Here is a 19,875-nt window from a genome sequence, read left to right as displayed (position 1 = left end):
AATGACGGCCGTTCAGGGCCGGGGCACGGGCGGCTGCTCCAGCCACATGCCGTCGCGCATCACGGCCCTCCCGCGCAGCTCCGGCTCGCCGCGCCAGGCGCGCACGGTCCTGGGGACGACCCGTACGTACACGAAGGAGCCCTCCTCACCGCGCGGGTCCCAACCGAACTTGGCGGCGAACGCCTCCGCCGCCGGTGCGGGGACCTCCGTCTCCGTGGAGCATTCCGCCTCGCCCTGGAGGAGCACCACGTCGAAGGTGTCCGGCAGCGCCAGGCGCACACGCGGCTCGGCGCGCACGTTCCGCACGGTCACGGAGGTGGCGCCGGTGCACAGCCACACCGCTCGGCCGTCCCACAGGAACCACAGCGGCACCTGGTGCGGCCCGTGATCCGGGTGGGCCGTCGACACCCACACGTCGCGCTCGGCGGCCAGCCGCTCCGTGGTGTCGCGCACGCGCTCCGCCGTCGGGCGCCGAACGATTCCCGTGGTGTCCATGGACACCGACCCTAGCCAGCGGGCTCCGAGCGCGCCTGAGGCCCGGGACCTACGCCTCGCGACCTATGCGCGGGGTGTCCGGCACCACCATGGGGGGGGGGTCGTGACCGGTCGGGCCTACGTCTGCTCCACCGTGCCACGCCCCCGCCGTCGCCCTGGCCGTCCCTGCCCCTGCCCTTGCCCCTGCCCCTGTGCGGCCGACGGCTGATCGTCCGGTGGCCGACGGTCGGTCCGGCGGTTGATCCGGTACACGTCCGGGACGCAGAGGTTCAGGACCGTCGCGGCGGCGATCATGCCCGCGCAGGTCAGCAGCACGGCCTGGGTGCTCCAGGAGTGCGCCGCGAGGGCGGTGATGAGGTAACCGACGGGGATGGCGAGGCGCTCCCCGACGCCGTTGAAGGCACTCATGCGGCCCTGTTCCGCCGGGGGCACATGCCGCTGGAACGCGGTGGTCCAGGCGACGATCGCGATGTCGAGCCCGACCCCGGCGAGCACGACGGCCACCAGGACGAGGGCCAGCGGCACCGCACAGGCCAGGGCCGCCAACGGGAGCGCGAGAGCACCGGCCGCGACCACCGCGACCGCGAGCAGCCGGTACGGCTTCCACCGCAGACAGACGACGGTGCCCGCCAGCAGGCCGGCCGTGAAGGCCGCCTGGACCAGGCCCCAGTCGCGGGCTCCGGCGTACTGTTCCTCGGCCACGAGCGGGCCGAGAAGCTGGAAACCCGCGAGCCACGCGGCGACGAGGATCATGCCGGCTGCCGTGTAGGTCCACAGCCAGGTACGCGACCAGAAGCCCGCCCAGCCCGCTCGCAGATCCCTCAGGACGCCCTCGCTCGTCACGAGTGGCGCGTCCAGCCGCAGGCCGAGCAGCAGGACGGCCGCGACGGCGAACGTGCAGGCGTCCCAGGCCAGCGCCCAGGCGGCGCCGCTCGCGGCGACGAGGACACCGCCGACCACCGGGCCCAGTACCTTGACCGCGTTGCCCGGCAGCCTGAGCAAGGCGTTGGCCTGCTGAAGGTGCTCCTCGGGAACGATCTGTGCGACGGCGCCCTGCGCGGCCGGCACGATGAACGACGCCGCCGTCCCCGAGACGAAACCGCACGCCGCGATCGACGCGGTCGTCGCATGTCCGGTGGCCACGGTGACGGCCAGCGCACCCTGGGCGCAGGCGGCCAGCAGGTTGCCCACGAAGAGGAGCCGGCTGCGGGACAACCGGTCCGCGAACAAGCCGCCCACGAGCAGGAAGACGATCGTGGGCACGGTGTTCGTGGCCAGCACCACGCCGAGAGAGCCCGCGCCACCCCCCTGCCCGATGACGGCGTAGGCCAGGGCGAGCGGGGCCATCGCGGACCCGGTCGCCGAGATCAGATCGGCCGACACGTACCGCCGGAATCCCGGGATCCGGAACAGCGTGCCGATCGGCTTCGGCACGTCGTCTGCGGTTGTCATGATCTCCCCCTGGGCTCGACGCAGCGAGCACCCTAGTGCAGTACGGCAGCGCGCCGTTGAAGACTCAGGACACCGAGGCGCACACCGCCGACGCCGGCTCGGCGCCCTCGCGGCTGTCCAGCCGGGGTTCCTCCTCGTGCCCCGACGCGGATGCTCCCCGTTCCGGCGTCGGCGGCATGCTTGTCCCCTCGACGCGGCCGGCCCCCGGCACACACCCGTGCCCCGCACACCGACAGTGCGCCCGTGGCGCTTCACCGAAGGGGAGTCGACCCGCCGACCGCGCTCTCCTCGGCCTCCCGGACGTCCGCCGGGGCTGCGGCTCGCAGCGCCGCCTCGACCCTGCGGTTGCCGGTCATGGATGCCGTGACGGCCGTCATCGTCAGGAGGAGGCCCGCGGCGGCAAAGAGCGGGGTGCGGATGTCGTGGGCAGCGGCCAGCCAGCCGCCCAGGAAGGCTCCCACGGGGGCCGCGCACATGGCGAGCATGCGGGAGGTGGAGGCGACCCGGCCCATGAGGTGCGCCGGGACGATCGCCTGCCGGAGCGAGGGTCCGAGCACCATGGTGGCGCCCATGCCCGCTCCGCAGACGGCGAGCGCGGCTCCCGCCACGTACGGGTTCGAGGCCGCGGCCAGGCCCAGGACGGCAAGCCCCTCTACGGCGGCCGTGCAGGTCAGTGCGGTGCCGGTGCCGAGCCGTCGGCCGAGGGAGGAGGCGATGCCCGCACCGATCAGACCGCCGGTGGCCTCCGCCGTGAGGAGCAGGCCGAAGCCGTAGGTGTCGATGCCGAGGCGCTCGTGCGCGAAGAGGGCGAGGACCGTCTCGACGGCGAGGAAGGCGACGTTGCCCACCGCCGGGCGGAGCGCCAGCCCGAGCAGCACCCGGTCCCGGAAGACGTACGAGGCCCCGGCGCGCGCCTGCCGGAGCAGGGGCTCACGGGTCTTCGGCGCGGGCCTGGGCAGAGCGGGCAGCGTACGGACGAGCAGTGCGCAGACCAGGAACGACACCGCGTCGGTGAGCAGCGGGACCGCCCGTCCTAGCGCGAGCAGCGCACTGCCCGCGGGCGGTCCCGCGAAGCCGGACATGGCGGTCTGGGCACCGCGCAGACGGGAGTTGGCGCGCTCCAGCAGTTCGGGGTCGCGGCCGAGCAGGTCCGGCAGATAGGCCGTGGCGGCGGTGTCGAAGAAGAGTCCGCCGAGGCCGAGCAGGAAGGCGACGGCCGCCAGCAGTGGAATGCTCAGCAGGTCGAGCGCGGCCGCCGCCGCGGGTGTCACGAGCAGCACCGCACGTGCCGTGTCCGCGATCCACATCGTGTGCCGGCGGTCCCAGCGGTCCACGAGCGCGCCGCCGAGCACCCCGAAGAGGAGCCACGGCAGCGTCCCGGCGGCCGTGACGACGGCGAGTGCCATCGGGTCCCGCGTCAGGGTCAAGGCGATCAGCGGCAGCGCGGCATGTGACACCCCGTCACCGAGCGAGGACACCGTCTGCGCGGTCCACAGGCGCCCGAACCCGGTCGGCAACTTACCTACTGTCTGCGTCACTTGGCGTCTCCCTCGATCCGTGCGCGCCGGGCCGGGTGGAACAGGGCGAAGACGAGGGACGCGTCGGGCAGCGACGGATCGGACAGCTCCCGGTACTCGTCCGCCAGTGCCTCCAGCCGCGCCCCGAGCTGCGCGAACTGCTCCTCGGTGAGCCGCAGATGCGCCATCCTCACGTGCCGCTCGCCGTCCACCGGCGAAGCTTCCAGGTCCGCCACCGCATGCCGCATCAGCACATCGGGCCCTCCCTCGCCCGGATCCGGGAGCTCGATCGCCCGCGCGGCCATCGCGTAGTACCGCTCGGTGACACCGCGCACCTTCCGCGTCCGCACCACCTTGACCAGGCCGGCCCGCTCCAGCAGCCGTACGTGGTAGCTGGAACTGCCCTTCGCGAGGCCCACCCGTTCGGCGATCTGCGTGATGGTCGCCGGCTCGAAGCGCAGCACGGCCATGATCCGGTGACGCGTGAGATTGGAAACGGCGCGCAGCTGGTCGTCGGTGGTGACGCGGAACGTCTCGGGGAGGTCGTCGGTAGGCATGCGAGCAATGGTCAACGTTTCTTGACCATTGAGCAAGGGGTTTTCGCACTGCTTCCCGGTCGGCCGTCGTGACGGGTACGCGGGCGCCGCAGCGTCGCCGGGGGCGCGGGAGGGCCGTCAGCGGTGGCCCAGCACGTTGACGACCCGTCCGCCGGGGTCGCGGACGAAGAACCGCCGCACGCCCCACTCCTCGTCCTGCAAGGGATGGACGATCTCCGCGCCGCTCGCCCGCACGGCCGTGTAGCCCGTCCGCCCAGGAGTACTACGGCACGTCAGCCGCCGCCCACGCCTTCGACGCTCGCCCTGGGTGCAGCGCCCGGAAGGCCTCCCGGGCGGGCGCGCAGCACCGCCGTGACCTCGGCCGCCGTGACCTGACCGACCGGCCCGGCCGACGATCCGGACCCGCCCTCGCGAGCCGGACGGCCGGGTGCGGCCGGTCAGGTGGTTCCGCGGAGGGACGTCTCCAGGTGGCCGGCCCAGCGGAGGGCGGCCGCCGCGCACTCCTGGGTTCTCGGCTCCAGGCGCCGTCGCGGGCCGACGACCTGGACGGCGGCCACGACCTCGCCGGTGAAGTCGCGGACCGGCACGGCGACGGAGTACAGGCCGGGCTCGGCCTCCTCGTCGACGATGGAGTATCCGCGCCGACGGGTCCCCGCAAGGCGGCGCAGGAAGTCCTCCGGGCCGGTGGGGGTGTTGGGCCCGTGGCGGACGAACTCCGTCCGGGCGAAGACCGCCGCCACCTCGTCGTCGTCGGCGTCGCTCAGCAGGGCCTGGCCGCAGTCGCTGCAGTACGCCGGGTAGGGGCGGCCGATCCACGAGCCGAGCTGCCGGCTGCCCGCGGGCACCCGCTCGGCGATGGTCACCGTGGCGTCGCCGGCCAGGACGCCCAGGTAGCAGCTCTCGCCGGTCTCGGCGGCCATGCCTTCCAGGGCGGTGAGCCCGTCGGTGCGCAGCCGGTGGGCCGTGAGGTCGCGGGCCGCGGTGTAGAGCCGCCAGTGCGGTGCGAAACCGCCGGAGCCCTCGTCGCGGCCGACGAACCCCTCCGCCGCCATGGCGGTGAGCATCCGGGAGACCTGGCTGCGGTCGCGGCCCAGGCCGCGGGCCAGTTCCGAGACGGATGCGGCGGAGCCGGGCGGCCGGCCGCCGGCAGGACCGCGAGCGAGCGCCGACAGCGCGTCGAGGCCCTTCGTGACGCTTGAGTCCACGTGTTCCTCCGCCGTGCCGGGGCGCGGTCCGCCGCGGTGCCGTCCTGGTCACTGCCGGTGCGCAACTGTACCGCCGCCTCGACAGCCACTCGAAGTGTGCAGCATCTGCATCTTGCCGTGCATTTAATGCACGCCTAGCATCCTTGCATCACCCGCCGCCGGATGCCGAAGGAATGAGACGCGCATGGCCACGACGACGATCACGCCGGAACCGACCGCACAGGACCGCGAGGGCGCCCCCGCACCCGTCCGGCGCCGCACGGTCCGGACGATCAAGGTGTACTGGCCGGTCGCGACCGCGACCCTGACCGCCTGCGCGAAGGGCGACCTGGACGCGCTGCGGGCCGACGAGTCCTTCGCCGCCCTCCTGCGCATCGTGGAGACCTCACCCGAGCTCGGGGACTTCGGCGTCTACGGAGACGTCTTCGAGGTCTCCCTCGGCGCCGAGGGTTTCTCCGTCCGGCCCGGCGCCCGCCCCTCCCTCGGCTCGGTCGGCGGACGGTTCCTCTCGGCCACGCTCGCCGTGACCACGTACGTCGACGCCGCCACGGACGACGACACCCTCGCGCGGCTTCTCGACCGCCTCGCCGACGCCCACCCCTGGGAGGTCCCGGTGATCGAACTCTCCGCGCCGCTGGACCTCGTCTCCCGGGCCTGACCCGCTGCCCCGCCCCCGTGAGCCCGTCGCCCGCACCGGGCGCCCGCTCCCCCGGTCCGCGACCACCCCGACGCGCACCGGCACCCCTCGAAAGTGGCCCCACCCTCAGCCATGCCGTGCCGATCACCCCCCACGCCCGTCCCCCTCTCCCCGCTCAGCTCCGCAGAGGAGACCCCATGTCCGTCTCAGCAGTCCCGGACAGCGCTCCGGCCGACGCAGACACCGTTCCCGGGCCGCCCGGCGACGGCCTGCGCCGCACCATGCGCTCCCGCCACCTCGTCATGATCGCCATGGGTGGCGTCATCGGTTCCGGGCTCTTCCTCAGTTCCGGCTTCACGGTCTCCCAGGCCGGTCCGCTCGGTGCCGTCCTCGCCTACGTCGTCGGCGCGTTCGTCGTCTGGCTGGTGATGGCCTGCCTCGGTGAACTCGCCGTCGCCTATCCCGTCTCGGGCGCCTTCCACGTCTACGCGAGCCGGTCCATCGGCCCGGCCACCGGGTTCGCCACCGCCTGGCTCTACTGGCTGACCTGGGCCGTCGCCCTCGGTTCCGAGTTCACCGCGTGCGGGCTGCTCATGCAGCGCTGGTTCCCCGGCGTCGGCGTCTGGGTCTGGTGCGTGGTCTTCGCCGCCGTCGTCTTCGGGGTGAACGCCTTCTCGGCGCGCGTGTTCGGTGAGACCGAGTACTGGTTCTCGCTGGTCAAGGTGATCGCCGTGGTCGCCCTCATCGTGTTCGGCGGCGCCGCGCTGGCCGGTTTCCACCCGCTCGCCGAGGGTGGCTCCCACCCCGTGCTGCTGGAGAACTTCCACACCTCCGACGGCCTGTTCCCCCACGGTTTCTCGGGCGTCCTGGTCACCGTGCTGGCCGCGTTCTACGCCTTCTCCGGCTCCGAGCTGATCGGCGTCGCCGCGGGCGAGACCGAGAACCCCGCCGAGGCCGTGCCCAAGGCGCTGCGCGTCACCGTCGTACGCCTGCTGGTCTTCTTCGTCGGCGCGATCACGGTGATCGCCGCGACCATCCCCTACGACCAGGTGGGCCTGGACGAGAGCCCGTTCGTCACCGTCTTCTCCTCCATCGGCTTCCCCTACGCGGCCGACGCCATGAACTTCGTGATCATCACGGCGCTGCTGTCGGCCGGCAACAGCGGCCTCTACTCCTGCGCCCGCATGCTCTTCTCGCTCGCCGAGGAGAAGCAGGCGCCGCAGGCGCTGCGCCGGCTCAGCCGCCGCGGCATCCCCCTGACGGCCCTGTCGCTGAGCATGCTCGGCGGACTCGCCTCCCTGGTGAGCAGCGTCGCGGCGCCCGAGACGGTCTACCTCGTCCTGGTGTCGATCGCCGGATTCGCCGCGGTCGGGGTCTGGATGTCCATCGCCGCCGCGCAGTTCTTCCACCGGCGGGCCTTCGTCCGTGCGGGCGGGGACCCGGGCGCCCTCCCCTACCGGACTCCCTTGTACCCGGTCGTTCCAGTGCTCGCCTTCGTCCTGTGCCTCGCCTCGCTCGTCGGTATCGCGCTCGACCCGGCACAGGCGACGGCCCTGTACTTCGGCGTCCCGTTCGTCGCAGGCTGCTACCTGTACCACTGGCTGCGGCACGGCCGCCGCCGCACCGCCGGGGTGGTCGCGTGAGAGCGCCGACCTGCGTCCTGCTCGACCTGGACGGCACCCTGGTGGACTCCGCTCCCGGCGTGACCGCCAGCGCCGCCGAGGCCCTGCGTTCCGTCGGGGCGGCGGTCCCCGACGCGGCCACCCTGCGCTCCTTCGTCGGCCCGCCGATGCACGACACCTTCCGCCGCGTGGCCGGACTCGACGAGGCCGCCGCCCGGGCCGCCCTCACGGTCTACCGCGCCGCGTACGCCCGTGACGGCGCGACGGCCGCCGCGCTGTACGACGGTGTGCCCGAACTGCTCGACGCCCTGGCCGCACGCGGTCTGCCGATGGGTGTCGCGACCTCGAAGGTGCAGGACCAGGCCGAGCTGATGGTCCGTCGCTTCGGTCTCGGCTCCCGGCTGCCGACCGTGTGCGGCGTGCGCGAGGAGGCGGGCCGCACGACGAAGCGGGAGGTGATCCGGGAGTGCCTGGCCCGTCTGCGGTCGGGCGGCGCCGACGTCCGCCGGCCCCTCATGGTCGGCGACCGCGCGTACGACGTCGAGAGCGCGGCCGCCGAAGGGATCCCCGCCGTCCACGTGCGGTGGGGGTACGGCGGCCCCGCGGAGTCGGCCCACGCGGTTGCCTCCGTCGCCCGGCCCGCCGAACTCGTCGACTGGATCGATCTGCTGGACCACGCCGGAAACGGCGCCGAGATGAAGGACGAACACGCATGACACCCGACACGGCCCGCACGGCCGCACCCGCGACCACCACCGAGCCCCCGCTGTGGGCCCTGCACCGCGAACTGACCGCCGGGACGGTCCGCACCGACCTGACGCACGCCTTCCATCCCGGTCAGCCGCACTTCCCCGCCTTTCCCGACGAGAAGCGCGAGATGCCGTTCGACATGTCGCGCGGCGACGGCTTCAACGTGCACCTGTACACGATCGTCGGACAGTGGGGCACCCACGTCGACCCTCCGGTCCACTTCGTGGCCGGCGGCCGGACCCTGGACGAGATACCCGTCGACGAGATGATCCTGCCGCTCGTCGTCCTCGACATCACCGAGCGCGTGGCCACGGACCCCGACGCGGTGCCGACCCTGGCGGACGTCGCGGCCTGGGAGTCCCGCCACGGCCGCGTCCCCGAAGGGGCGTTCGTCGCGCTGCGCACCGGCTGGGGCCGGCGCTGGCCGGACCCGGCCGCCATGGCGAACCGGGACGCGGCGGGTGTGAGCCACTGCCCCGGCTGGTCCGCGGAGGTCCTGCGCCATCTCTTCGAGGAGGCGGGCGTCACGGCGATCGGGCACGAGCAGACCGACACCGACCCCGGACTGGCCACCTCAGCGGGCGACTTCGGCCTCGAGGACTACGTCCTGCGGCGCGACCGCTGGCAGATCGAGCTCATGGCCAACCTCGACCGCGTACCGGAGGCGGGAGCGCTGATCGTCGCCACCTGGGCCAAGCCGCTCGGCGGTTCGGGCTTCCCCGCCCGTGTCTTCGCCCTGCACCACGAGAACTGAACGACGTCACGGTACGACCGATCGACGTCACGGAGACGGACGACGTCGTGAACGCACAGCGGCTCCGGTGGCCCCCCGGCCACCGGAGCCTTCGCCAGTCAGGAGACACGCAGGCCATGGACGCCATCGACGAGCGGATCATCACCGAACTCACCCGCAACGCCAGGATCTCCCACGCCGAACTGGGCCAGCGCGTGCGGCTGTCACGCAACGCCGTGCGCCAGCGCGTCGAACGGCTGGAGCGGCAGGGGCACATCGGCGGTTACACGATCGTGCGTCCTTCGTGCGGTCCGGACCGCGAGACGGTGGCCGCGCACGTGCTGGTCTACCGGGAGGACCGGATGCGCGGGGCCGAGGTCCTGGCCGCGCTCAAGCGCATCCCCGAGGTGGTCTCCTGCGACGTCCTCAGCGGTCAGTTCGACCTGCTGGTCAGCGTCGAGGCCGACTCCCTGGAACGCGTACAGGGCATCTGGGAGCAGATGGCCCAGATGCCCGGTGTACGGGACACGGTGACGGCGCTGGCGCTGTCCCGGGTGGTCAGCCGACCGCGGCGATGAGGCGCAGCGCACTCTCGCGGTCCAGCAGCCCGCGCCGTACGACGACGTCCACGACGTCGGCGCCGGTGCGCGAGGCGTCCCGGGCGACCTCCGTCGCGGCCTCGTGCCCGATGCGCGCGGCGAGCGCCGTCACCGCGCCGACCGCGCCGGCAGCCCCGCGCGCGAGTCGCCCACGGTCGGCGGTGATGCCCGCCACGCACAGGGTGCGCAGTGCCGAACAGCCGTGCGTCAGCCAGCCGATGTGCTGGAGCAGCAGATGTCCGATGAGCGGTTCGAACGCGTTGAGCTGCAACTGGCCGTTGTCGGCGGCCATGGTGACGGCGACGTCCGCGCCGACGGTCGCGAACGCGATCTGGTTGACCATCTCGGGGATCACCGGGTTCACCTTGCCCGGCATGACCGAGGAACCGGCCTGCCGCGCCGGCAGGGAGATCTCCGCGAGGCCCGCGTTCGGCCCGCTGGCGAGCAGCCGCAGATCGCTGCACACCTTGGACAGCTTGACCGCCGTCCGCTTCAGCACCCCCGACACCAGGAGGAACACGCCGGTGTCCGACGTGGCCTCGACCAGGTCGGCGGCCGGTGTGATGTCGAGTGCGGTCAGCGCCCGCAGGTGGCGTACGGCCGCGGCGGCGTAGCCCGGTTCGGCGGCGATGCCGGTGCCGACGGCCGTCGCGCCGAGGTTGGTCTCGGCCAGCAGCGGCAGCGTCTCGCGGATCCTGTCGACGTCCTCGGAGAGGGTCACGCCGAACGCGCCGAACTCGCGGCCCAGCGTCATCGGCACGGCGTCCTGCAACTGGGTGCGGCCGACCTTGACCACGGTGGCGAATTCGGCGCCCTTGGCAGCGAACTCGGCTGCCAGCAGTGTCAGTTCGGCGCACAGTTCACCCAGTGCGGTACTGATGGCGATGCGCAGCGCCGTGGGGTAGGTGTCGTTGGTGGACTGGCAGCGGTTGACGTCGTCGAGCGGATCCAGGTGCTCGTAGCTCCCGCGCGCGTGGCCCAGATGTTCCAGCGCGAGGTTCGCGATCACCTCGTTGGCGTTCATGTTGGTGCTCGTGCCGGCACCGCCCTGGACGACGTCCACGCAGAACTGTTCGTGGTGGCGGCCCTCCGCGACGGCCCGGCAGGCCGCCGCGATCGCCCGCACCTTGTGCGGTTCGAGGACCCCGATCTCGCCGTTGGCCAGGGCGGCGGCGTGCTTGACCCGGGCCAGGGCCCGTACGAGGTGGGGGTGGGCGCCGACGGGGACACCGCTGACGCGGAAGTTGTCCAGGGCGCGTGCGGTGTGCGCGCCCCAGTACGCCTGCGCGGGCACCCGTACCTCGCCCAGCGCGTCGGACTCCACCCGGGTCCGCGGGCCGTCCGACGCCGGACGACCGGCGTCGGACGTGGCCTCGAAGTCGCTCACGCCGGCTCCCTGTTGAGGCAGACGACCTTCGGCTGGGTCATCTCCTCGTAGGCGAACCGCACGCCTTCGCGGCCCATGCTGCCGTACTTGAAGCCGCCGAAGGGCATGGCGTCGAAGCGGTAGTCGGAGGAGTCGTTGATCATGACGCCGCCGGCCTCCAGCAGCCGTGCCGCGTCCATCGCCTTCTCCAGGGAGCCGGTGAAGACGCCCGCGTGCAGGCTGAAGTCGATCTCGTTGGCCCGCTCCACGGCCTCCTCGAAGGAGTCCACGGCCCGGAGCACCACGACCGGCGCGAACACCTCCTCACGCCACAGGTCCGAGGTGTCCGGCACGTCCTCCAGCACGGTGGGGGCGTACAGACCGCCCTGCCGCTCGTGCCCGCACAGCAGCCGTGCGCCCCGCTCGATCGCCGACGCGACCGTGTGCTCGGCGGCGGCCGCCGCCCCTTCGCTGATCATGGGGCCCACGTCGGTGCGTGCGTCCATCGGGTCGCCGGTGCGCAGCCGCCGGGTCCGTGCGACGAAGGCGTCCCGGAACGCCGGGTACACCTCGCGTTCGACGAGGATCCGCTGGGTGCCGATGCAGTTCTGCCCGGCCGCCCAGAACGCGCCGGACACACAGGCCTCGACCGCCGCGTCCAGGTCCGCGTCGGCCAGCACCACGACCGGGGCGTTGCCGCCGAGGTCCATGGCGAGCTTGCGCAGCCCGGCCGAGCGGGCGACCGCCTCGCCCGCGCGGAAGCCGCCGGTGAAGGACACCATGCGCACCTCGGGCGCGGACACCACGGCGGCTCCCAGGTCGGCACCGCCGTTGACCACCGTCACCACCTCCTCCGGCAGCCCGGCCTCCACCAGCGTGTCGACCAACCGCAGCGCGGACAGCGGCGTGAGCAGGGAGGGTTTCAGCACGACGGCGTTGCCGCCGGCGATCGCGGGTCCGAGCTTGTGGGCGACCAGGTTGAGCGGGTCGTTGTACGGCGTGACCGCCGCGACGACCCCCAGCGGCTCGCGCGTGAACCAGCCGAGCCGCCCCTCCGATCCCGCGTAGGCGTCGAACGGCACCACCTCGCCCGCGTTGCGGCGCGCCTCGGCGGCCGACAGGCGCAGGGTGTTGACGGCCCGGGAGGTCTCCTTGCGGGCCTGGACCAGGGTCTTGCCCGCCTCGGCGACGATCAGGCGGGCGAAGGACTCGGCGCGCTCCTCGACCAGGCGTGCCGCGCCGTCGAGCACGGCCGCACGAGCGGCGCGGGAGAGACCGCGCGCCTCGGTCCGGCCCTCGCGGGCCCGCCGCATGACGTCGTCCACCGAGGCGGCCGGGGTGAGGCACACCGAGCCGATGGCCTCGCCGCTGTAGGGGTTGCGCACGACGGCCATGCCGTCGCCGACCTGGTCGTGACCGGTCAGGCCGGGGCCCGTCCCGGCGTCGGACGCGAGGTCCGCGGCGGCGGCCGGCGGGGTGATGCCCAGGGCGGTGTCAGGCACGGCCGGCCTCCAGGAGGGTGTCGACGGACGCGGGCGAGGTGGTGTGCTCGTGGATGCCGATGACGTCCGACAGCAGGGCGTAGGCCGTCTCGACGCGTCCGGCGCCGGGCCCGGCGACCGTGACGGTGCCCAGCAGGTCGGTGTGGAAGGCGACGGCGTTGACGGGCCCGGAGACACCGGCGAGCGCGTGCTCGGTGGGCAGGGCGACCGGCGCGACGCGGGCCTCGACGGTGCCGTCCGGGCGCCGGGAGGCGGAGCCGACCAGCTTCCAGCGCAGGCCCTCGGCCGCGGCGCGGCGGACGTCGTCGGCGGTGAGGGCGGACAGCCCGGTGCAGGGCACGTCCGCGCGGGAGAGGTCGGCTCCGAGCACCTCACCGGCGAGGATCATGACCTTGAGCTGGACGTCGTGGCCCTCGATGTCGGCCGTCGGGTCGGCCTCCGCGTACCCGAGCGCCTGGGCCTCGGCGACGGCGTCCGCGAAGGACAGGCCGGACTCCACGCGGCCGAGGACGTAGTTGGAGGTGCCGTTCATGACACCCTCGAAGCCGTGCACGGCCAGGCCGCCGAACATGCGGCGCGCGGTGCGCAGGACCGGGGTCCCGGACATCACGGTTCCCTCGAACTCGAAGCGCACGCCGTGCCGTCGCGCCAGTTCCTTCAGGGCGCCGCCGTGCAGGGCGACCGGCCCCTTGTTGGTGGTGCAGACGTGCTTTCCGGCCTCGACGGCCCACCGCACGTGGGACAGCGCCGGTTCGCCGTCCACGGGGTTGGTGAAGGTGGCCTCGGCCACGATGTCGGCGGGCACCTCGCGGATGATCCACTCGTTGCGGGGGTCCGGGCTGCCGCCCGCGAGCATCGAGAAGTCGAGCTCACCGGGCTCGACGGCGAGCAGCGGTGCCAGGTCGATGCCCGCGCCGTCCGTGCGCACCAGCGATCCGGCCCGCAGGTCGGTGATGGCCACCACCCGCAACGCGAAGCCCAGTTCGGCCTCCAGGGTGTCGCCGCGTTCGGCGATCAGCTCGGCGAGCGCACGGTTCACCCCGCCGAATCCGATGAGCGCGAGGTCGTATCGGGTCATCCGGACCTCCTCCTTCCGTGACGGCGCCACCCCCCTGGCGGCGCGACCCCCACAGCGTCACGCCCCGGGCCGTCAGTACGGCCATGCCGAAACGTCCGGGAGCACTGCCGATCCGCACCGACGCGTGCCGTTCGTCCTGTCCCCGGCCCCGGGCCGGCCGTCGGCCGCCCGGAACCCCGGACGCCGCTCGCGCCGTGCGCCCCGGCGCGGCCCGCGCCGCGGGGCCGCTCCCGCGGCGGCGGGCACCGGCCCGGTACGGAAGCGGACCGGTGCCCCCGGAGCGGCCACGAAACGCGGCGCGGGACGGCGGCCCGGAGGATGCCGACGGCCTGGGCGGACGTCACCCCTGCTCACCGCCCACGAGCCGCGCGCCCGACCCACGTCCCCCGTCCCCGGCCCGGACCCGCAGCGCCGGGCCACTGTGCCCGGCCGTCGCCCCCGGCCGTCGCCCCCAGCCATCGCGTCGGGCCGCCACGCCAGGACACAGTGCCAGGCCGTCGTGCCGGGGCCCGGCCGTGGGGTCGTCGCCCTGGCTCGCCGGGGCGGCCCACCGTTCACCGGCTCGCATATAGTGCGGACGTGACGACGAACGGACCCGCCCCCGGACAGACGGGCCCGGGTACGGCCTCCTCGCTGCGGATGGCCCTGCGGGTGGTCAACTCCGTCCTGGACCGCGAGGCCTCCGGCCGGACCGGCTTCAACGTCAGCAGGCTCGCGGGCGAGGTCGGCATCGAGCGCAGCAAGGCCTCACGCACCACCCAGGACCTGTGCGACAAGGGCTTCCTCGAACGTCTCGACGACTCGACGCTGCGCGCCGGTGAGGCGTTCTTCACCACGGCCGCGTCGCTGCACCCGGGCCTGCCCCGCCGCAGCCGTCCGCTGCTGCGCCGCATGGCCGTGGCGTACGGCGCCGGCGCGCGGCTCTCCGTCCGGGACGGCGTCCAGGTCCGGCTGCTGCGGGCCGAGTCCGCGGCGGGCTTCGCCCAGGAGTGGCAGGGCCGGGCGAGTCTCGTCACCCCGTGCTGGTGCACCGGCGCCGGCCGCGCGCTGCTGCTCGACCACACCGCCGGGGAGATCGCCGCCCTGCTCGACGACTACGAACTGATCGGTGTGGGCGGCCCCGACGCGGCCCGCACCCCGGCCGAACTCGTCGCGGCCAACGACCACGACCGACTGCGCGGGGTCGTCGCGGCGCACGGGGAGTTCGAGCACGGGGTCACCGAGTACGCGGTGCCGGTGCGCGACCCCGAGGGGCGCATCAGGGCCGCCGTGTCGGTCGTCGGCAGGACACAGGACCTGTCCCCGCAGGAGCGGGCGATCCGCACGGACCTCGCCGCTGCCGCCGCCGCGCTCAGGGACACCCTGGGCGGCGACGGGGACGGCAACGGCACGGCCCCGTGAGGCCCGTCGCGGCTCGGTAGGCGTCGCGGTGGGCGCCCGGCCCGTCCGAGGACGCCGGCCCGCCGTGCCGTCGCGGGGCTGTCACCAGGAGTTGTAGGGCTGCGAGGACTCGGCCGTCCGCCGGGCGGGAACGCCGGTTCCGGCGCCGTACGCCACCGCCGCCGGCTCGTCGTCGCCGAGCATCATGTCGGGGTCGAACATGACGATGACGGCGGCGACCAGGAGGACCACGAGCGGTCCGGCCAGCATCAGCAGGAGGAACGACAGCAGACCGGTGGAGGACTGCGAGACGGCGGAACCGCCGGTGAGGTGCACGGAGACCGCGGCCATGCCGGTGTAGTGCATACCGGTCACGGCCACGCCCATGACCAGGCTCGCTCCCAGGCTGGACCACAGACCGCGGATGGAGACCGCCGCCCACAGCGCCGCCGTGGCGGCCGCTACGGCGATGGCGACGGAGAGCGCCACGGTCGGCGTGTCGTAGTGCAGGCCGCCGTTGGTGTGGATGGCGGCCATGCCGAGGTAGTGCATGGCCGCGACCCCGAGTCCGGTGATCGTGCCCGCGACGGCGAGGTTGGAGGCCGAGCCGCCCCGGTAGCCCACCAGGAAGACGCCGATGGCGACGACGACGATGGCGACGACGAGGCTGAGGACGGTCTTCGTCGCGTCGTACTCGACCAGTGCGCCCTGGACGCTGAAGCCGATCATGGCGATGAAGTGCATGGTCCAGATGCCGCAGCCGATGGACACCGCGCCCAGGGCCAGCCATCTGGCTCTGCGGTGCGGGCGGCGCAGGGAGCGTGTCGTGCAGCGCAGTCCGAGCGCCGCGCCGAGACAGGCCATCAGGTAGGCCGCGATCGGCGTCGCGGCCCCGTAGTAGAAGTTGGAGACGGTGGCGGTCATCGACGCTCCTTCGGGGTGGGTGACGGCCGACGGCTCAGCCGAAGCGGTCCGGCGCACGCGTCCGCGCGCCGCCGGGCGCAGGCGGTACGACGCCCCGCGGTCCCGGCGAACGGGCAGGCCAAGGGGTGCCGAACGACCAGATCAAGCCAACTGACCAAGTTGTGCACGATTCAATCACGCCATTCGCACTGCGCCTTCACATTGCGCACATTCGTTCGCCGAATCGATACATCGCCACGCTTCGCTCCAAAGCACCCCGCGGAGCCCCCGCCCGTCCTCGGCGACGAGGGCGGGGAGAGCGGATTGTCGGCCAATGCGCCGCTCGGACGCCACGGACGCGCGAGGGTCCCCGCGCGGTACCCGCGACGCGACGGAGACCCCCGAGCCGCGTCGTGGGCGCCGCCCGGCGGAGTCCGCGTTCGGCAGCGCAACCGGTTCCGGGGCCGGCAACACGGGCCGGACCGCAGGCGGGAGCACGGCACACGGGAACGCGTGCGGTGTCGTGGACACGGTTCGCACGCCCCGTCGGCGAGCCCGGAATGCAACGCCGCCGATATGCGGATGCGAAGCGGAACCACTCCCGCCGGCGGTGGGCCGCGTCCGCCGACCGGCACCTTCCGGCTGCACGGGCCGACGTTTCGTGACCAGTCGGCCGTCGGCCATATGTCCGCGTATCAGGTGACGATTGCGCACTGAACGGCACTTGTCGCTGACGTTCCGCCATGGTTAGGCTCCCGCTCACTTTCACGGCTCACACACTTTCGACACAGGAGAGACGGCCCCGCGCCGTGGCCTCCCGTGCTCGTACTGGGAGGGGTGGGGAACGTCGACGCGTCACCGATCCGCCGGCCTCCCGGCGGGCCCGATCCAGCGCACGACGAGCACTCCCCGACCGCCGGACGGCCGCAGGACACCGAGCGGCCGCGGCACACGAAGCGGCCGGACCCGGCGGCCGGCCCGTCCGGGCGGGCGGACCGGGACCTCAGGATCCTGTGGTGGGTCAACGCGGTCGACGGGCTCGGCAGTCAGGCCTCCGGGCTGGTCCTCCCGCTGCTGCTCCTGGAACTGGGCCACAGCCCCGGCACCGCCGGATCGCTGGCCGGCGCCGCCGCGCTCACCGGGGTCGTCCTCGGCCCGCTCGTCGCGATACCGGCCGACCGGGGACGGCGGCGGCGCATCATGACCGGCTCGGCCGCCCTGGCGGCCCTGGCCACAGGGGTGTTGGCGCTGACCTGCCTGGGCCGCCCGGCGTTATGGCTCGTGGTGTCCCTCGCCCTGGCGGAACGGCTGTTCGCGGTGACCTACGAGGCCGCGTCGCGCGGCGCCCTCGTCCACCTGGCCGCCGCCGACGAACTGCCCCGGGCGACCGCGGGGATGCAGGTCGGTGACCAGGTCGCGCTGATCGCGGGCCCCGCGCTCGGCGGAGCCCTGTTCCAACTCGCCCGGCCGGTGCCGTTCCTCGCCGACGCGCTCTCCTACACCGCCGCCGCGGTGGGAATACGGGCCATCCGCACCCCGCTCGACACCCCCGCCCCGCCCCCGGACGCACCGCCGGACAAGGCCTCCGAAGGACGCGGGAGGTGGGCCCGGCGGTTCGACGCCGCGCGAGCGGGCGTGGTCACGGTGGCCGCGTCTGCGGTGCTGCGTCTCGTCCTGGTCTGGACGTCGGCGGCCGGCGGCGCCCTGACCCTGCTGTTCTACACGGCCCTGTTCCGGCTCGGCGGCGACGGGCGTGGCGCCGCGACGGGCCTGGTCCTGGCCGCGGCGGGAGCGGCGGGGCTGGCGGGCTCATTGGTCGCGGCGCCCCTGGTACGGCGGTTGGGCGCCCGCCGCCTGCTGACCACGGCCGCGTGGCTGCTGCCGCTGCCGTGCGGCTCCCTGCTGTGGGCGGACGGTGCGACGGCCTGGGGAGTGGCGTTCGCCGGGCTGTCCCTGCTGGTGCCGCTGATCACCGTGGTGCTGTCCAGTGCCGCCGTCGCGTGCACACCGGCGGCACTCCAGTCGCGTACCGCGAGCGTGCTCGGCTCGGTCTCGGCGCTGGCCGCGGCGGGCGCTCCGGCGCTCGCGGCCCTCCTGGTCACCGCCTGGAACCTGCGCACGCCCGCGCTGCTGTGCACCGTGCTGTTCGTCGTGCTGGCCGCGTACACACAGTTCAAGGCGCCCGCGGCCCTGCGCGCGGCCGCCGCCGGAAGGGTGGACGGCCGTGGCTGACACGTTCAAGGTCTTCCTCAGCGCGCTGCCGCACGTCTGCCCGGGCGACCCGCGTCGCATGGTGCTGACGGCCGACGCCGACGGCCGCTGCGAGGTGTTCACGTGGAACGCGGCCACCCGGACCACCCGGCAGGTCACCGACCGGCCACAGGGCACGGTGCACTGCGCCGTCGACGCCGACGCGTACGTGTGGTGGTTCGACGAGGACCCGCACGGCCGCGGGCACTGGTGGTTCCAGCCGTTCGACGGCGGCTGCCGGCTGCCCGGCCTGCCGGGCGCCCCCGCCGGGCTGCAACGCGGCCTGGCGGTCACCGCCTGCGGCACGGTCGCCGCGGCACTGGCACCCCCGCACGGCGGCACGCGGCTGCTCGTCGGACGACGCGGCCGGGTACCGCGCGAGATCCTGCGCGTCCCCGGCGAGGGCCGGCTGGCCGGCATCACCCCGGAGGGTGACCTGGTGGCCCTCGCGACCGCGGCCGGCGCGGACGCGGCCGTCACCGTCGTCACGTCCACGGGCCGGGTCGCCGCCCGGCTGCCCGGGAACGACGACCCGGCGGGCCGGCTCTGGTGCCGGGACTTCTCGCCACGGCCCGGACGGCGGGAACTGCTGCTGGTGCACGAGTTGGAGGACGGCTACCGGCTGGCCACGTGGACCCCGCGGCGCGGCCTCGTCACCCACGCGTGGTGCGCCTTCGACACGGAGATCACCGCGGGCTGGTACCCCGACGGCGACGACGTCCTGGTACGCCAGGAACGCCACGGCCGTTCCCTGCTGCACCGGGTGTCCCTGCGCGCCCGTACCCGGACCGTCGTCCCCACTCCCCCGGGGACCCTGCTCGACGCGGCCCCGCGTGCGGGCGGGGCACTGCACTACCTGTGGACGGACACCGCGCATCCACCGGTGCCCCGCACCACCGACGGAACCGCCCTGCCGACGCCCGGACTCCTGCCGCGTGTCCCCGGACGGCACACGGAGCTGTGGACCCCGACGCCCCACGGACCGGTCCACACCCTGCTGAGCCTGCCGGACCCCGCCGACGACGGGCCCCGAGGGGCCGCCGCGCCGCCGACCGTGTTCGCCGTCCACGGCGGCCCGGCCGACCACGACCGGGACGCCTACGACGCCACGGTGCACTCGCTCGTCGCCTCCGGCTATGCCGTCGCACGCGTCAACTACCGCGGCTCGACGGGCTACGGCCCCCGCTGGCGGCGGGCCCTGGAGGCCGGGGTCGGCCACCCCCAGGTGGACGACCTCGCCGCCGTCCGGGCCGACCTCGTGCGCCGCGGACTCGCCGACGCCCGCGCGACGGCCCTGTGGGGGGTCTCGTGGGGCGCGTACCTGGTCCTGCTCGCCCTCGGGACCCGGCCCGACCTGTGGCAGGCCGGGGTCGCCGTGAAACCCGTCGCCGACTGGGTGACCGCCCACCGCACGACCACGCCCGCACTGCGCGCCTTGGACGTCCGCTGGTTCGGAGGCACTCCCGACGAGGTGCCGGAACGTTACGCCCGTAGTTCGCCCCTGACCTTCGCGGCCGACGTGCGAGCACCGCTGCTCGTGGTCGGCGCCGACAAGGACGCGAAGTGCCCGCCCGAGCAGATCCGCAGCTACCTGGACGCCCTGACCCGCGCGGGCGTGCCCCACGAGCGGATGTGGCTGGACACCGGCCACGACGGCTACGACGGCGCGGCCCACGTCGCCGTGCTGCGCCGCGCCCTGACCTTCCTGCGTACGCATCTGCCCGCCCCGGCGCCCGGCGCCCCCTCGCGTCCCCCGGCACGTCCGGGAGGACCCCGGTCCCGCTGACCGACTCAGCGGGACCGGGAAGCGCACAGCACCACCCGCCCGA

The 19,875-nt window shown here is 74.0% G+C and carries 17 protein-coding genes and 1 pseudogene; 8 read left to right on the top strand and 10 right to left on the bottom strand.

The genetic code is table 11. The annotated features are described in order from the left end of the window. Positions 1 to 12 precede the first annotated feature (12 nt). The 6 genes and pseudogenes from Saso_RS11350 to Saso_RS11325 all read right to left on the bottom strand — a co-directional run bounded on the left by Saso_RS11350 (position 13) and on the right by Saso_RS11325 (position 5,226). Positions 13 to 495, bottom strand: coding sequence for a pyridoxamine 5'-phosphate oxidase family protein (locus Saso_RS11350; protein ID WP_189919087.1), 483 nt, complete (start codon positions 493 to 495; stop codon positions 13 to 15). Between the two features lie 117 nt (positions 496 to 612). Continuing rightward, a complete protein-coding gene (locus Saso_RS11345; RefSeq protein WP_189919086.1) occupies positions 613 to 1,947 on the bottom strand; it encodes an MFS transporter in 1,335 nt (444 codons plus the stop codon). Between the two features lie 251 nt (positions 1,948 to 2,198). After that, positions 2,199 to 3,485: an MFS transporter gene (locus Saso_RS11340; protein WP_189919085.1), complete on the bottom strand. Its 1,287-nt coding sequence runs from the start codon at positions 3,483 to 3,485 to the stop codon at positions 2,199 to 2,201. Continuing rightward, complete coding sequence (locus Saso_RS11335; RefSeq protein ID WP_189919084.1) at positions 3,482 to 4,021, bottom strand: ArsR/SmtB family transcription factor; 540 nt, start codon at positions 4,019 to 4,021, stop codon at positions 3,482 to 3,484. The genes Saso_RS11340 and Saso_RS11335 overlap by 4 nt, the downstream gene beginning before the upstream one ends. A 117-nt stretch (positions 4,022 to 4,138) precedes the next feature. Beyond that, positions 4,139 to 4,264: pseudogene (locus tag Saso_RS11330) on the bottom strand (VOC family protein); the annotation flags it as partial. A gap of 194 nt (positions 4,265 to 4,458) precedes the next feature. Continuing rightward, complete coding sequence (locus Saso_RS11325) at positions 4,459 to 5,226, bottom strand: IclR family transcriptional regulator (RefSeq protein ID WP_189919083.1); 768 nt, start codon at positions 5,224 to 5,226, stop codon at positions 4,459 to 4,461. A gap of 184 nt (positions 5,227 to 5,410) precedes the next feature. On the opposite strand from Saso_RS11325, the gene Saso_RS11320 reads away from it, so the two are divergent. From Saso_RS11320 to Saso_RS11300, 5 genes are all read left to right on the top strand, one after another. Beyond that, entirely contained in the window at positions 5,411 to 5,884 is a 474-nt protein-coding gene (locus Saso_RS11320; protein ID WP_229901124.1) for a hypothetical protein, read from the top strand. 176 nt (positions 5,885 to 6,060) lie between these two features. Next, positions 6,061 to 7,506 (top strand): amino acid permease, encoded by a 1,446-nt coding sequence (locus Saso_RS11315; RefSeq protein WP_189919082.1) that lies wholly within the window; start codon positions 6,061 to 6,063, stop codon positions 7,504 to 7,506. Beyond that, positions 7,503 to 8,201, top strand: coding sequence for an HAD hydrolase-like protein (locus Saso_RS11310; RefSeq protein WP_189919081.1), 699 nt, complete (start codon positions 7,503 to 7,505; stop codon positions 8,199 to 8,201). The genes Saso_RS11315 and Saso_RS11310 overlap by 4 nt, the downstream gene beginning before the upstream one ends. Then, positions 8,198 to 8,989, top strand: a complete 792-nt coding sequence (locus Saso_RS11305) for a cyclase family protein (protein ID WP_189919080.1) — start codon at positions 8,198 to 8,200, stop codon at positions 8,987 to 8,989. The genes Saso_RS11310 and Saso_RS11305 overlap by 4 nt, the downstream gene beginning before the upstream one ends. 116 nt (positions 8,990 to 9,105) lie before the next feature. Continuing rightward, positions 9,106 to 9,546, top strand: a complete 441-nt coding sequence (locus Saso_RS11300; protein WP_189919079.1) for an Lrp/AsnC family transcriptional regulator — start codon at positions 9,106 to 9,108, stop codon at positions 9,544 to 9,546. On the opposite strand, the gene Saso_RS11295 is transcribed toward Saso_RS11300, so the two are convergent. The 3 genes from Saso_RS11295 to Saso_RS11285 are packed head-to-tail and all read right to left on the bottom strand — an operon-like array spanning position 9,527 to position 13,513. After that, a complete protein-coding gene (locus Saso_RS11295; protein ID WP_189919078.1) occupies positions 9,527 to 10,954 on the bottom strand; it encodes an aspartate ammonia-lyase in 1,428 nt (475 codons plus the stop codon). The genes Saso_RS11300 and Saso_RS11295 overlap by 20 nt on opposite strands. Beyond that, positions 10,951 to 12,435, bottom strand: a complete 1,485-nt coding sequence (locus tag Saso_RS11290) for an aldehyde dehydrogenase family protein (RefSeq protein WP_229901123.1) — start codon at positions 12,433 to 12,435, stop codon at positions 10,951 to 10,953. The genes Saso_RS11295 and Saso_RS11290 overlap by 4 nt, the downstream gene beginning before the upstream one ends. Then, the gene (locus Saso_RS11285; RefSeq protein WP_189919077.1) at positions 12,428 to 13,513 is read right to left on the bottom strand and encodes a homoserine dehydrogenase; all 1,086 of its coding nucleotides are present in this window, start codon (positions 13,511 to 13,513) and stop codon (positions 12,428 to 12,430) included. The genes Saso_RS11290 and Saso_RS11285 overlap by 8 nt, the downstream gene beginning before the upstream one ends. A gap of 579 nt (positions 13,514 to 14,092) precedes the next feature. Here Saso_RS11285 and Saso_RS11280 point away from each other — a divergent pair. Further along, positions 14,093 to 14,914 (top strand): IclR family transcriptional regulator domain-containing protein, encoded by an 822-nt coding sequence (locus Saso_RS11280; protein ID WP_189919076.1) that lies wholly within the window; start codon positions 14,093 to 14,095, stop codon positions 14,912 to 14,914. Between the two features lie 81 nt (positions 14,915 to 14,995). Here Saso_RS11280 and Saso_RS11275 read toward each other — a convergent pair whose 3' ends face one another. Beyond that, positions 14,996 to 15,817, bottom strand: coding sequence for an MHYT domain-containing protein (locus Saso_RS11275; protein WP_189919075.1), 822 nt, complete (start codon positions 15,815 to 15,817; stop codon positions 14,996 to 14,998). Between the two features lie 798 nt (positions 15,818 to 16,615). On the opposite strand from Saso_RS11275, the gene Saso_RS11270 reads away from it, so the two are divergent. Continuing rightward, a complete protein-coding gene (locus Saso_RS11270; protein WP_229901122.1) occupies positions 16,616 to 18,028 on the top strand; it encodes an MFS transporter in 1,413 nt (470 codons plus the stop codon). Further along, complete coding sequence (locus Saso_RS11265; protein ID WP_229901121.1) at positions 18,021 to 19,832, top strand: alpha/beta hydrolase family protein; 1,812 nt, start codon at positions 18,021 to 18,023, stop codon at positions 19,830 to 19,832. The genes Saso_RS11270 and Saso_RS11265 overlap by 8 nt, the downstream gene beginning before the upstream one ends. Positions 19,833 to 19,875 lie beyond the last annotated feature (43 nt).

The sequence above is a fragment of the Streptomyces asoensis genome (assembly GCF_016860545.1).
Taxonomy (GTDB): Bacteria; Actinomycetota; Actinomycetes; order Streptomycetales; family Streptomycetaceae; genus Streptomyces; species Streptomyces asoensis.
This window is presented reverse-complemented; position numbering and strand designations above follow the sequence as displayed.